Origin of the sequence: Tsukamurella sp. M9C (assembly GCF_020169415.1) — a bacterium.
Classification (GTDB): Bacteria; Actinomycetota; Actinomycetes; order Mycobacteriales; family Mycobacteriaceae; genus Tsukamurella.
The window spans coordinates 1-13,333 of the sequence record NZ_JAIULG010000015.1 but is presented as its reverse complement, the minus strand read 5'-3'; the positions used below and the strand labels follow the sequence as shown (position 1 = coordinate 13,333).

The 13,333-nt window shown below is 70.3% G+C and carries 11 protein-coding genes; 4 read left to right on the top strand and 7 right to left on the bottom strand.

Features of this window, described 5'->3' with window-relative positions:
* Window positions 1–88 precede the first annotated feature (88 nt).
* From ilvC to LB823_RS09550, 3 genes are read right to left on the bottom strand one after another with little or no spacing between them, the layout of a single operon-like run.
* Window positions 89–1,135 (bottom strand): ketol-acid reductoisomerase, encoded by a 1,047-nt coding sequence (gene ilvC, locus LB823_RS09560; protein ID WP_224646823.1) that lies wholly within the window; start codon window positions 1,133–1,135, stop codon window positions 89–91.
* Between the two features lie 8 nt (window positions 1,136–1,143).
* Window positions 1,144–1,647, bottom strand: a complete 504-nt coding sequence (ilvN, locus tag LB823_RS09555) for an acetolactate synthase small subunit (protein WP_013127475.1) — start codon at window positions 1,645–1,647, stop codon at window positions 1,144–1,146.
* Window positions 1,644–3,596: an acetolactate synthase large subunit gene (locus LB823_RS09550; RefSeq protein WP_224646741.1), complete on the bottom strand. Its 1,953-nt coding sequence runs from the start codon at window positions 3,594–3,596 to the stop codon at window positions 1,644–1,646. The genes ilvN and LB823_RS09550 overlap by 4 nt, the downstream gene beginning before the upstream one ends.
* Window positions 3,597–3,900: 304 nt before the next feature.
* Here LB823_RS09550 and LB823_RS09545 point away from each other — a divergent pair, with 304 nt between their 5' ends.
* Window positions 3,901–4,416, top strand: a complete 516-nt coding sequence (locus tag LB823_RS09545; RefSeq protein ID WP_224646740.1) for a PH domain-containing protein — start codon at window positions 3,901–3,903, stop codon at window positions 4,414–4,416.
* Between the two features lie 85 nt (window positions 4,417–4,501).
* Window positions 4,502–6,343: a dihydroxy-acid dehydratase gene (gene ilvD, locus LB823_RS09540; protein ID WP_224646738.1), complete on the top strand. Its 1,842-nt coding sequence runs from the start codon at window positions 4,502–4,504 to the stop codon at window positions 6,341–6,343.
* Window positions 6,344–6,409: 66 nt separating this feature from the next.
* Here the strand turns inward: ilvD and LB823_RS24030 are convergent, their stop codons facing one another.
* A complete protein-coding gene (locus LB823_RS24030; RefSeq protein ID WP_224646736.1) occupies window positions 6,410–7,564 on the bottom strand; it encodes a DoxX family protein in 1,155 nt (384 codons plus the stop codon).
* A 77-nt stretch (window positions 7,565–7,641) separates the two neighbouring features.
* Here LB823_RS24030 and LB823_RS09530 point away from each other — a divergent pair, with 77 nt between their 5' ends.
* Window positions 7,642–8,763, top strand: a complete 1,122-nt coding sequence (locus LB823_RS09530; RefSeq protein WP_224646735.1) for a sorbosone dehydrogenase family protein — start codon at window positions 7,642–7,644, stop codon at window positions 8,761–8,763.
* Window positions 8,764–8,853: 90 nt separating this feature from the next.
* Window positions 8,854–10,059 carry a diguanylate cyclase gene (locus LB823_RS24025; RefSeq protein WP_224646734.1) on the top strand — a complete coding sequence of 402 codons (1,206 nt, stop codon included), beginning with the start codon at window positions 8,854–8,856 and terminating at the stop codon, window positions 10,057–10,059.
* On the opposite strand, the gene gatB is transcribed toward LB823_RS24025, so the two are convergent.
* The 3 genes from gatB to LB823_RS09510 form a co-directional block, all read right to left on the bottom strand.
* The gene (gene gatB / locus LB823_RS09520) at window positions 10,036–11,547 is read right to left on the bottom strand and encodes an Asp-tRNA(Asn)/Glu-tRNA(Gln) amidotransferase subunit GatB (RefSeq protein WP_224646733.1); all 1,512 of its coding nucleotides are present in this window, start codon (window positions 11,545–11,547) and stop codon (window positions 10,036–10,038) included. The genes LB823_RS24025 and gatB overlap by 24 nt on opposite strands.
* Before the next feature lie 23 nt (window positions 11,548–11,570).
* Entirely contained in the window at window positions 11,571–12,791 is a 1,221-nt protein-coding gene (locus tag LB823_RS09515; RefSeq protein ID WP_224646731.1) for a hypothetical protein, read from the bottom strand.
* Window positions 12,792–12,860: 69 nt separating this feature from the next.
* The coding region (locus tag LB823_RS09510) for a 6-phosphofructokinase (protein WP_224646729.1) at window positions 12,861–13,333 on the bottom strand (473 nt) is incomplete at its 5' end.

Sequence of the window (13,333 nt, the reverse complement as noted above, 5' to 3'; positions counted from 1 at the left end):
TCAGAAGCGTAACGCGGGACCTCCGGACATGCAAGAGCCCCGTCGGACTCGGGGTCCGACGGGGCTCTCGACGTGACGCGGGTGAGACCTAGGCGGTCTCGGTGATCGGGCGATCGACCCAGCTCATCAGGTCGCGCAGCTTCTTGCCGGTGACCTCGATCGGGTGCTCGGCGTTCTCCTTGCGGAGGGCCTCGAGCTCCTTGTTGCCGCCCTCGACGTTCGCGACGAGGCGCTTGACGAAGGTGCCGTCCTGGATGTCCGTGAGGATGTCCTGCATGCGCTTCTTGGTGTCGGCGTCGATGACGCGCGGGCCCGAGAGGTAGCCGCCGAACTCCGCGGTGTCGGACACCGAGTAGTTCATGCGGGCGATGCCGCCCTCGTACATGAGGTCCACGATGAGCTTGAGCTCGTGCAGGCACTCGAAGTAGGCCATCTCGGGGGCGTAGCCCGCCTCGACCAGCACCTCGAAGCCGACCTTGACGAGCTCCTCGGTGCCGCCGCAGAGCACGGCCTGCTCACCGAAGAGATCCGTCTCGGTCTCCTCCTTGAACGTGGTCTTGATGACGCCGGCGCGGGCGCCACCGATCGCGGCGGCGTAGCTCAGGGCGAGCGCCTGGCCGTTGCCGGTCGGATCCTGGTCCACGGCGATGAGGGCGGGGACGCCCTTGCCGTCGACGAACTGACGACGCACCAGGTGGCCGGGGCCCTTCGGGGCGACCATCGCGACGGTGACGTTGGCCGGGGCCTCGATCAGCTTGAAGTGGATGTTCAGGCCGTGGCCGAAGAACAGCGCGTCGCCGTCCTTGAGGTTCGGCTCGATGTCGGCCTTGAAGATCTCGGCCTGCGCGGTGTCGGGCGCGAGCAGCATGATCACGTCGGCCCACGCGGCGACCTCGGCGGGCGTGCCGACGGTCAGGCCCTGCTCCTCGGCCTTGGCGCGCGACTTCGAGCCCTCCTTGAGGCCGATCCGCACGTCGACGCCGGAGTCGCGCAGGCTCAGCGAGTGCGCGTGGCCCTGCGAGCCGTAGCCGATGACGGCGACCTTCTTGCCCTGGATGATGGAGAGGTCGGCGTCCTCGTCGTAGAACAGTTCGATTGCCACTGTGGTTCGGTGTCCCTTCTTGGTTTTCTGCAGTAGTGAAGTTAGCGGGTCGCGGTGATCGACTTCGGACCGCGTCCCAGCGCGATGACGCCGGACTGCGCGATCTCGCGGATCCCGAAGGGATCCAGGACGGCCAGCAGCGCGTCGAGCTTGTCCGGCGTGCCGGTGGCCTCGATGGTCACCGAGTCGGGCGAGACGTCCACGATCTTGGCACGGAACAGGTCGACGGTGTCGGTGACCTGGCCCCGCGAGGTGGCGTCCGCGCGCACCTTGATGAGCATGAGCTCGCGCGCCACGGAGGTCGTCGAATCCTGTTCGACGATCTTGAGCACGGAGACCAGCTTGTTCAGCTGCTTGGTGACCTGCTCGAGGGGCAGCTCGTCGACCGTGACCACGATCGTCATGCGGCTGACGCCCTTGAGCTCAGTGCCGCCCACCGCGAGCGACTCGATGTTGAAGCCGCGGCGGGAGAACAGCGACGAGACGCGGGCGAGCACGCCCGGGCGGTCCTCGACCAGGACGCTCAGCGTATGCGTGGTGCTCACTTCTGCTCCTCCGAACGCTCCATCGCGGCGTGGATGACGGCCGGCTCGTCGGCCGCGTCGTCCTCGTCGAACAGCGGACGGATGTCCCGCGCCGCCATGATCTCGTCGTTGCTGGTGCCGGCGGCCACCATCGGCCACACCTGGGCGTCGGCGCCCACGATGAAGTCGATGACCACCGGACGGTCGTTGATCTCCCGCGCCTGCGCGATGATCGCGTCGACGTCCTCGGCGCGCTCGCAGCGGAAGGACACGCAGCCCATCGCCTCACCGAGCTTGACGAAGTCCGGGATCCGCATCGAGTGCGTGGACAGGTCGGTGCTGGAGTAGCGCTGGTCGTAGAACAGCGTCTGCCACTGGCGGACCATGCCCAGGTTGCCGTTGTTGATGATGGCGACCTTGATCGGCGCGCCCTCGATCGCGGCGGTGGCGAGCTCCTGATTGGTCATCTGGAAGCAGCCGTCGCCGTCGATCGCCCAGACCTCCTTCTCGGGCGCGCCCATCTTGGCGCCGAGGGCCGCGGGGACCGCGTAGCCCATCGTGCCGAGACCGCCCGAGTTCAGCCAGGTGCGCGGCTTCTCGTACTTGACGAACTGCGCGGCCCACATCTGGTGCTGGCCGACGCCCGCGCAGTAGACCGCGTCCGGGCCCGCGGCGACGCCGAGGCGCTCGATCACGTACTCCGGGCTCAGCGCACCGTCGGACGGGGTGTTGTAGGCCAGCGGGTAGGTCGCGCGGATGCCGTTCAGGTACTCCCACCACGTGGTGAGGTCCGGGGCGGCGATGGTGGCGCGGTCCTCGGAGATCGCGGCGATGAGCTCGGCGATGACCTCCTTGCAGTCGCCCACGATCGGGACGTCCGCGAACCGGTTCTTGCCGATCTCCGCCGGGTCGATGTCGGCGTGGATGACCTTCGCGTCGGGCGCGAAGGAGTCCAGCTTGCCGGTCACGCGGTCGTCGAACCGCGCACCCAGGGTCACGAGCAGGTCGGAGCGCTGCAGCGCGGCGACGGCGCCGACGGTGCCGTGCATGCCGGGCATGCCCATGTGCTGCTGGTGGCTGTCGGGGAAGACGCCGCGCGCCATCAGGGTGGTGACGACGGGGATCCCGGTCAGCTCGGCCAGCTTGAGCAGCTCCTCCGAGGCCTCGGCCTTGAGCACGCCGCCGCCGACGTAGAGCACGGGTGAGGACGCCGCGGCGATGAGCCGGGCCGCCTCGCGGATCTGCTTGCCGTGCGGCTTGGTGACGGGGCGGTAGCCGGGCAGGTCGATCTGCGGCGGCCAGGAGAAGACGGTGTCCTCCTGCAGCACGTCCTTGGGGATGTCGACGAGGACGGCGCCCGGGCGGCCGCTCTGGGCCAGGTAGAAGGCCTCGGCGATGACGCGCGGGATGTCGGCGGCGTCGTAGACGAGGAAGTTGTGCTTGGTCACTGGCATCGTGATGCCCGAGATGTCGGCCTCCTGGAAGGCGTCGGTGCCGATCAGCGGGCGGCCGACCTGGCCGGTGATCGCGACGATCGGGACGGAGTCCATCTGCGCGTCGGCCAGGGGCGTGACCAGGTTGGTCGCGCCCGGGCCCGACGTCGCCATGCACACGCCGACCTTGCCGGTGGCCTGGGCGTAGCCGGTGGCGGCGTGGCCGGCACCCTGCTCGTGGCGCACCAGGACGTGGCGCACCTTCTTGGAGTCGAGGAGCGGGTCGTAGACCGGGAGGATGCAACCGCCGGGAATGCCGAAGACCGTGTCCACACCGATCTCCTCGAGCGACCGGACCACCGACTGCGCGCCGGTGACCCGCTCGGGGGCCACGACGCGGGCGCCCTCGAGGGCGCTGTGCGCGACGTCGGCGACGTGCTGCTTCGATGCGGCGGAATGCGGGCCGGGGATGCCGGCGCCGGGCTTGCGGGCCCCGGGCTTCTGCCCCGGGTGGGGCCGGGCTGTAGGTGCGCTCACGACGTGACCTTCTCGTGCTCTAGCGGTGCTCTACTCAATGGACATATCGACGTGCGTACGTCGTCCGAAGACTATCCGGGCAACAAAAAACCCCCGTCAGCGGTAGCTGAGCGAGGGTAGCGCGTCGATGCTGGTGCGAAACGGTGATAACCGGTTCAGGCGTTGACGCGCCGACCGATTACGAGAAGCTGGTTGCTGTGTTTCACACCAGTGAAACTAGGCCCCGGTGTGCATTCGCGTCAAACCAGTGAGCACCGCCGTCTCACAGGATGGGATTCTGCTGCCGCGTGCGACAATGCGTGTTATGAGCGAGAGCCCTGCGAAGCAGCCGAGCACGACGGGCACGACCCGCACCGTGACCACCGACCACACCTCGGACACCGCCGTGCCGATCGACGCCGGCGACCGGGTCGTCTTCAAGCATCCCCGCATCGCGCTGCTCGGCGTCGCCCTGTTCGCCGTGTGCCTCGCCCCCATCGTCGGCCCCTGGACCGTGGGCCGCTCCATCGACGGCAGCACCGCCGGCACCGGCGCCGCGATCCTCGGCTGGCTACTGTTGATCGTCCCGATCCTGCTCGCGCTGTGGATCCTGCGCGTGCGCACCGTCATCGGACCCGACGGCGTGCGCTCCGTGCGGGTCCTCAGTGCCACCACGATCCGCTGGGACGAACTGGCAGGCATTAGAATCGGACGCAACGGTGCGGTGTACGCAGTCCGCACCGACGGTTCCGAGGTGCGACTACCCGCCGTCACCATCAGCCAGCTCCCCCGCGTCGCAGTCGCCTCCGGCGGCCGGATCCCCGACGTCACGGCGGAATAAAACCCGCCGGACAGGCCTTTTCCTGTTCACGGGGAGCATGTCTCCCACCAGCCCGCACGATACGAAGATCCGAGGCGAGAAGCTCATGCCACCGCTCCGCTCACGCACCACCACCGTCGGCCGTAACGCCGCAGGCGCCCGCTCGCTCTGGCGCGCCACCGGCCTCACGGACAGCGACTTCGGCAAGCCGATCGTGGCCATCGCCAACTCCTACACGCAGTTCGTGCCCGGCCACGTGCACCTCAAGGACATGGGCGAGATCGTGGCCGAGTCCGTGCGCGCCGCCGGCGGCGTCGCCCGCGAGTTCCACACCATCGCCGTCGACGACGGCATCGCCATGGGCCACGGCGGCATGCTCTACAGCCTGCCCAGCCGCGAGATCATCGCCGACTCCGTGGAGTACATGGCGAACGCCCACACCGCCGACGCGCTGGTGTGCATCTCCAACTGCGACAAGATCACGCCCGGCATGCTCAACGCCGCGATGCGCCTGAACATCCCGACGGTGTTCGTCTCCGGCGGCCCGATGGAGGCCGGCAAGGCCGTCATCGTCGACGGGATCGCCAAGGCCCCGACCGACCTCATCACCGCGATCTCGGCGTCCGCGAACGACGCGATCGACGAGGCCGGCCTCAGCGAGGTCGAGCGCTCCGCGTGCCCCACCTGCGGCTCCTGTTCCGGCATGTTCACCGCCAACTCCATGAACTGCCTGACCGAGGCCCTGGGCCTCGCGCTGCCGGGCAACGGCTCGACGCTGGCGACCCACGCGGCGCGCCGCGCGCTCTTCGAGCGGGCCGGCACCGTCGTGGTCGAGGCCGCGCTGCGGTACTACCGCGACGGCGACGAGTCGGTGCTCCCCCGCAACGTCGCCACCCCCGCCGCGTTCCGCAACGCCATGGCGCTCGACGTGGCCATGGGCGGCTCCACGAACACCGTGCTGCACACGCTGGCCGCCGCGCAGGAGGGCGAGGTCGACTTCGACCTGTCCACCATCGACGCGATCAGCCGCAAGGTGCCCTGCCTGTCCAAGGTGTCGCCGAACAGCGACTACCACATGGAGGACGTGCACCGGGCCGGCGGAATCCCCGCCATCCTGGGCGAGCTGCGCCGCGGCGGCCTGCTGGAATCCGACGTGCACACCGTGCACGAGCAGTCCTTCGACAAGTGGCTCGACGACTGGGACATCCGCTCCGGCAAGGCCACCGACGAGGCGCTCGAGCTCTTCCACGCGGCCCCCGGCGGCGTCCGTACCACGGAGCCCTTCTCCACCAAGAACCAGTGGGAGAGCCTCGACACCGACCAGGCGGGCGGCTGCATCCGCGACATCGAGCACGCCTACACCGTGGAGGGCGGGCTCTGCGTGCTGCGCGGGAACATCGCCGTCGACGGCGCGATCCTCAAGACCGCGGGCATCGACGAGGAACTGTTCACCTTCGAGGGCCCGGCCGTGGTGGTCGAGTCCCAGGAGGACGCGGTCTCGAAGATCCTGGGCAAGCAGATCAAGGCCGGCGACGTGGTCGTCATCCGCTACGAGGGCCCCAAGGGCGGGCCGGGCATGCAGGAGATGCTGCATCCCACCTCGTTCCTCAAGGGCCGCGGCCTGGGCAAGGTGTGCGCCCTGATCACCGACGGCCGGTTCTCCGGCGGCACCTCGGGCCTGTCCATCGGCCACATCTCCCCCGAGGCCGCGGCCGGCGGCGCCATCGGCCTGATCGAGGACGGCGACCGGATCCGCATCGACGTGCACACGCGCGCCCTCGAGCTGCTCGTCGACGACGAGGAACTGGCGCGTCGTCGCGCGAAGATGGACGCCTCGGAGCGCCCGTGGCAGCCCGTGGACCGGCAGCGCACCGTCACTACGGCCCTGCGCGCCTATGCCGCGCTGGCGACCTCGGCCGACAAGGGCGCGGTCCGGTACGTGCCGTAAGGAGCACCGTCGAACGACGAACGCCCGGCACTCCCTCACGGGAGGCCGGGCGTTCGTCGTCTGCGACTACTGCTTGACCAGCGGGTTCGCGCCGTTGAGCAGGATCCATACGGTGATCGCGGCGGCGACCGCGATGATCAGCCACACGACCGAGCCGATGTGCGGGCGTCGCGCCCAGCCCCGGTTGAAGTCCAGCGAGAGCTTGCCCGGCCCGGTGAGGATGATCGCCACCGACGCGAACAGGAGCAGCAGCTCGAACTCGACGCCCTTGTCCTGGGCGAAGAAGACGAAGCCGTTGCCCGCGGTTGTCAGCTTGAACAGCGTGGCCGACAGCATCACGCCCACCGCGCCCGCCGCGGCGATCGGGGTCAGCAGGCCGAGGATCAGCATCGCGCCGCCGCCGAGCTCGACGACGCCCGTCGCGATGGCGATGATCTTGGTGAACCGCTCGAAGCCGAGCGACGGATCGCTGCCGTTCTGCAGGTAGGCGGCGAAACCGTCGATGCCGGGGCCACCCCAGATCCCGAAGAGCTTCTGGATGCCGTGCGCGACGAGGATCGCGCCGACGGCCACGCGCAGCACGAGCAGCCCGAGGTCGGTGGTGCCGCGGCGCGCGGCCTTGCGCGCCTCCTCCAGCTCTGCGGGAACGTCGGTGACGGGCTTGCCGAACCGGCGGCCGGGCGGCGGCGCGATCTCCTCGGTGGCCGCGGCCTCGATCGGGATGCCCTCGGCCTCCGCGCGTGCCTGCGCGGCGCGCTCGCGGCCCCGTCGGCGGTTGTAGCGCTTGCCGAACTCGTCCCGCTCGTCGCTCGAGAGGTCGGCGCGCTCCGTCGCCGCGTCCGGGGTCCCGGACGTGGAGATCGCCGCGGTGGCCGCGTTCGCGGCGGCGATCGCGGCCGCGAGATCGCTGGTGTCCGGCACGGAGGTGGTGGGCTCGTCGGCGCCCGACGGTGCCGGGGTCACCGCCGCGGTGGGCGCACTCGCCGCGGCGGCCGGGGCCTCCGCGGGCTCGGAGGCGGGCGTCGCGCCCGCCGGCTCGTCGCGGTAGCGCGGCAGCACCGGCCCGATGCCCGTGTCCGAATCGTCGTGGGGGTCCAGGATGAACCCTCCTGTGGGGTGCTTCTCACCGAACCGGGGCAGCTCGCCCGTCGGCCGGAAGTCGAAAGGGGATTCGCCCGCACCCTCGCTGGTCGCGTTCTCGGTTCCGTCCTTGTCACTCACGGAAACCACCCTAGAGTGCGAACGCGCCGCGGGCCGGGAGCGAACCGCGTCCGGGGCCCGATCGGTAGGGTGGCGGCATGAGTGTGGGGACCTGGCGCGCGCGTTCCGGCGCGCGTCGCGCCGTCGTGGTCGCGACCGCGGCGGCGCTGCTGGCGGGGTGCGCCGACTTCTCCGGCAGCGAGGCCGCGCCCTTCACCGGCCCGCCCACGGGCCAGGTCACGACGACCAAGCCCACCGGCCCCGCCCGGCCGAGCGCGGCGCCGAAGGCCCCGGGCCCGTGCATCGACCAGGACGCGAACGTGCTCGCCACGTGCCTCACCGAGCCCACCGACCTGATCCCCACCGACGAATTCGAGCACGCCTACGTCGCGGAGCGCGGCGGCGCGATCATGTACACCACCACGGACCTGCCGAACCGCGAGGTCGTGCGACTCGGCGTGGACGCCTCGGGCGACGGCGGCCTCACGGCGATCGCGCTGTCACCGTCGTACAACCAGGACCGGTTGTTCTACGCCTACGTGAGCACCCCCACCGACAACCGCGTGGTGCGGGTGACGCCCGGTGACGACCCGAAGGTGATCCTCTCCGGCATCCCCAAGGGCCCCACGGGCAACGCCGGCTCGCTGCTGTTCTCCGGCCGCGATCTCCTCGTGGCCACCGGCAACGCGGGCGATGCGAACGCCGCACGCGACCCGGGTTCGCTCGCCGGGAAGGTTCTGCTGCTGCCGTCGCCCGGCACCGTCTCGCCGGTCCGGCCCAAAGTGCTGGCCACTGACGGCGGCGTCCGGCAGTCGCTGTGCGGCGCCCCCGGAGGGCCGCTCTTCATCGCCGACCAGGGGCTCACCCAGGACCGCCTCCGCGTCCTCACCCCGAACTCGCCGGCGTCCGTGGTGTGGAGCTGGCCCGATCGTCCCGGCCTCGCCGGGTGCGCCGTGGTTCCCGGCGGCGTCTTCGTCAGCGAGTCACGTGCCGGCAAGGTCGAGATGGTCAAGCTCCCCGAGGGATCGACCAGCGCCGACGGCGAGCCGGTCCAGGTCCTGGACCGCGCGAAGTACGGCGTCTTCGGGCGTCTCGCGATCGGCCCGAAGGACGCGCCGCAGGGCGTGACGACCAATAAGCCGCAGCCGCAGGCTCCCACCGACGACCGGGTCGTGCTGATCCCGATGCCGAACGGCGAGTCGACCACCACCGACGACTGAGTCCCTGAGCGCCGCGAACGTCCGGTAACGAAAACCCCTGTTCCGCGATCACCCCTTCGGTATCGATCGTTCGGTCGGCAGGAGCACTGGGTGAAGACATCGCCGCCCCGCGGGGTGCGCACGGCTGTCGCCGTGCGGGATCTGGCCCGGTGGATCGCGTACGTCCGCGCGACGTGGTGGCGCTCCGGGCCCGACTACGACGACCGGATCGACTACTTCGCCAGTCGAAGCCTGCTCCGCGGCTTCCGCGTGGTCGTCAGTGTGTGCGCCGCGCTGCTCGGATCGATCTCCGCCGCCCTCCTCCTCAACGACCAGACCCGGGAGTTCGCTGCCTTTCCCGCGGCACCGGCGGCCATCCTCGTGACCGGCGCGGTCCTGGGCCTGTACTGGGCCGTCCGCTGGCAGCTCGGCGCAGCGCCGAGCGAGAATGCCGCACTCGCCTTCGTGCTCAGTTCCACGATCTCGATCGCCGCCGTCTCCTGGACCGATGCCGAGACCATGGCGGGCGCGGCCGGGCTCAGCGCCATCGTCCTGGTCGCCGTGTTCACAGCGTTCATGCTCTCGCCCGGGCACTTCGTCGCCCACTCGATCGTGTCCGCCGCGGCGATAGCGCTGTTCGTGCCGCCGATCGTCGCCGAGTACGGCTGGGTGATGGCCGTGGTCAAGGCGGTGATGCTCGCGGTCGTCACCGTCTGGGTGCCCGCCTGCGTGCAGATCGGCATCGCTTTCCTGTCCCAGGACGCCGCCGATTCGGACACCGACCCTCTGACGGGTGCACTGAACCGGCGGGGTTTCGGCCGCGCGAGCCGGCGGCGCGTCGTCGACCACGCGACGGGACGCGGCCCCGTCCCGATCGCCGTCATGCTGATCGATGTGGACGAGTTCAAGGTGGTCAACGACGAGCTCGGTCACGACACCGGCGACGCCGTCCTCGTCCGCGTCGCCGACGTCCTGCGCACTGTGTCCGACGGTGCGGTCGTCGCCCGGATCGGCGGCGACGAGTTCGCCGTCGCGGTGGTGGGCGGGACGGCCCCCGAGCACCGCGCGACGGCGGACCGCTTCCGGCGCGCGATCGAGGCGATACCCGTCACCGGGGGCGCCGTCGTGACCGCGAGCATCGGCGTCGCCACCGCGACGGTGACGGCCCACGACCGCACCGCGGTCGACGTGCTGCTCGCCCGGGCGGACGGGGCGATGTACACGGCGAAGCGCGCGATCGACCGGGGCGTCGTGATCAGCGACGCCGGCGCGATACGGCGAATCGGTTCGACGTCACTCGCAGGCGGCGAGGACTAGCTCCCGGACGCGGGCGGCGTCGGCCTGGCCGCGGGTCGCCTTCATGACGTCGCCGACGATCTTGCCGGCGGCCTGGACCTTGCCGGCCTTGATCTTGTCGACGATGTCGGGGTTGGCGGCGAGCGCCTCGTCGACGGCCTTCTGCAGCGCGCCGTCGTCGCGGACCACCTCGAGCCCGCGGGCGGCGACGACCTCGTCGGGCTCGCCCTCGCCGTCGAGCACGCCGACGATGACCTGCTGCGCCAGCTTGCTGGTGAGCTTGCCCTCGTCGACGAGCGCGATCACGCGGGCGACCTGCGCGGGCGAGATCGCCAGCGCCTCCAGCTCGACGTCGCGGGTGTTGGCCTGCTGCGGCAGGAAGCTGCCCCACCACGACCGCGCCGCGTCGGGGGTGGCCCCGGCATCGACGGTGGCGATGATCTTGTCGATGGCGCCGAGGTTGACCAGGTCGCGCATGACCTCGTCGGACAGGCCCCAATCGGACTGGATCCGGGCGCGGCGCAGCCACGGCAGCTCGGGGATCGTCGCCCGCAGTTCCTCGACGAGCTCCGCCGGCGGCGCGACGGGGCCGAGGTCCGGATCCGGGAAGTACCGGTAGTCGTCAGCGGTCTCCTTGGGCCGGCCGGCGGTGGTGGTGCCGTCGCCCTCCTGGAAGTGCCGCGTCTCGAGGACGACGGTGCCCCCGGCGTCGAGCACCGCGGCCTGGCGCCGCATCTCGTAGCGCACGGCCACCTCCACCGAGCGCAGCGAGTTGACGTTCTTGGTCTCGGTGCGGGTGCCGAACTCCGTGGCACCGACGGGCTTGAGCGAGACGTTCGAATCGCAGCGCATGGAGCCCTGATCCATGCGGACGTCGGAGACGTCGAGCGAGGCGAGCAGGTCGCGCAGCGCGCTCACGTAGGCCCGCGCGATCTCCGGCGCGCGCTCCCCCGCGCCCTCGATGGGGCGCGAGACGATCTCCACCAGCGGAACGCCGGCCCGGTTGAAGTCGAGGAGCGAGTGCGAGGCGCCGTGGATCCGGCCGGTCGCGGACCCGATGTGCGTCGACTTGCCGGTGTCCTCCTCCATGTGCGCGCGCTCGATCTCCACGCGCCAGACGGTGCCGTCCTCCAGCGGGACGTCGAGGTGGCCGTCGTACGCGATCGGGTCCTCGTACTGGCTGATCTGGTAGTTCTTCGGCTGGTCCGGGTAGAAGTAGTTCTTCCGCGCGAACACCGAGCTCGGCCGGATCGAGCAGTTCAGGGCCAGGCCGATGCGGATGGCCGAGCGCACCGCCTCGCTGTTGACCACGGGCAGCGCGCCCGGCATGCCGAGGCACGTGGGGCACACCTGGGTGTTCGGCTCCGCGCCGAACTCGGTGCGGCAGCCGCAGAACATCTTGGTGGCCGTGCCGAGCTCGACGTGGACCTCCATGCCCATGACGGGCTCGTAGCGGGCGACGACGTCCGCGTACTCGGGAAGGTCGATATCGGCAAGCTCGGCACTCATGCCCCCAGCCTAATGGGCGCCGGTCAGCGGACCGAGACGGCCACCGCGTCGGCGGTCACAGTGACGGTGCCCGAGACGTAGCCCGAATCGGATCCCCTGAGCGGCGCACCGTCGCGCCCGGTCGCCGTGAAGGTCCACGGACGGTTGTCGCGGAAAGAGACCTCCCCGTCGCGGACGGTGTCGCCGAGGTCGATGTCCTGGACGTTCGGCGCGGTCCAGGTGTAGGTGCCGTTCTCGCCGGAGAAGTCGGACTGCGGGCAACCGGACGGGTACCGGTCCTTCGAGGCGGCGCAGGCGGAGTACTTCGCCGCGATCTGCTCGCGCGCGGAGGTCTTGGCGGCGTCGCTCAGGCCGAAGGCGATGCTGAACGTGCTGCCCACGCTGTAGCGCGACAGGCCGTCGACCGGGGCCTGCCCCTTGTTGTCGCCGACGCTGATCTTCTCCTGCTGCGGCACCAGGTTCTTGTTGGCGGAGCCGAGGTCCAGCGCGCCGGGGAAGACGTAGACGACGCCCGAGGCGGGCAGGGGCTTGCCGAGAATGGTGACGTTCTTCTTGTCCGAGTCGTACGACGAGTAGGGCTTGAGCTGGACCGCCGCAGTCTGCAGCTTCCAGTCGTCGCCGACCTTCTCGAGGGTGAGGTTCTCGTCGTAGGACACTTCGCCGATGGTCACCGTCAGGTGGACGGAACCCATGAAACCGTCGGTCTCGCTGACGATCTTCACGTCCTTGATCGGCGCGAGTTCGCGCTGCTTGCGCAGCATGTCGTCGGTGAGCAGCTCGGTGGAAGCGGGTGCCTCCTTGCCGTAGCTCAGCGCCTTCTTGGCGTCGCCCGCCTGCAGGGCTGCGAAGTAGGCCTTGACGGTGCCGCCGGGCGAGCCGGTGTCGCCACCGCCGCTGACGCTCTTGGCGATGGCGATGCCCGCGATCAACACGATCACCAGGGCGATGGCGCCGCCACCGATGAGGGCGGGGATCAGCCAGGCCGGGCGCGGCTTCTTGGGCCCGCCGGGCGCTCCGGGTGCCGGCGGGAACGGGGGCACGCCACCCTGCGAGCCGGGGGCGGGGAAGCCCTGCGCCGCCGGGTACTGGGGGTACGACGGTGCGCCGCCCTGCTGCGGGTACGACGGCGCGCCGCCGATCGGAGCGTCCGGCTGCCAGGTGGGGCGCAGCTGGGTCTGCTCGTTCGGGTTCGACGGATCCTGGCCCGGGTAGCCGCCCGGGTTCGAGGGAGGATTCGGATTCATACCGGGAATCCTGTCCGACGCCTCTTAAGGATCGCTTCAGGGTGGCCAATCCTGTACACGGTTCGTCGGTCAGCCGAAGAATTCGGCGGCGTCGTCGTAGCGCTCCTGCGGGACCCGTTTGAGCTGCTTCACCGCCTCGGCGAGGGGAACGAGGCCGATCTGAGCGCCCCGCAACGAGACCATCTGTCCGAACTTTCCCGCGTGGGCGGCGTCGGCGGCGTTGACACCGAACCGGGTGGCGAGGACCCGGTCTGCCGGGGTCGGGGTGCCGCCGCGTTGGACGTGGCCGAGGACGGTGGTGCGGACCTCTTTGCTGATGCGTTTCTCGATCTCGACGCCCAACTGGTGGGCGACGCCGGTGAACCGTTCGTGGCCGAATTCGTCGGTGCCGCCGACCCGCAGTTCCATGGTGCCTTCGGCGGGTTTGGCGCCTTCGGCGACGACGACGATGAAGCTGGCGTGGCCGCGTTGGAAGCGGCGTTTGATCATGGTGCACAGTTCTTCGACGTCGAAGGGCACTTCGGGGATGAGGACGGCGTGGG

Excerpts from the sequence above, each read along its gene's own strand:
- LB823_RS09515 (WP_224646731.1), bottom strand. The coding sequence starts at position 12,791 with ATGAATCCGAATCCTCCCTCGAACCCGGGCGGCTACCCGGGCCAGGAT.
- ilvD (WP_224646738.1), top strand. The coding sequence starts at position 4,502 with ATGCCACCGCTCCGCTCACGCACCACCACCGTCGGCCGTAACGCCGCA.
- LB823_RS09530 (WP_224646735.1), top strand. The coding sequence starts at position 7,642 with ATGAGTGTGGGGACCTGGCGCGCGCGTTCCGGCGCGCGTCGCGCCGTC.
- gatB (WP_224646733.1), bottom strand. The coding sequence starts at position 11,547 with ATGAGTGCCGAGCTTGCCGATATCGACCTTCCCGAGTACGCGGACGTC.
- LB823_RS09545 (WP_224646740.1), top strand. The coding sequence starts at position 3,901 with ATGAGCGAGAGCCCTGCGAAGCAGCCGAGCACGACGGGCACGACCCGC.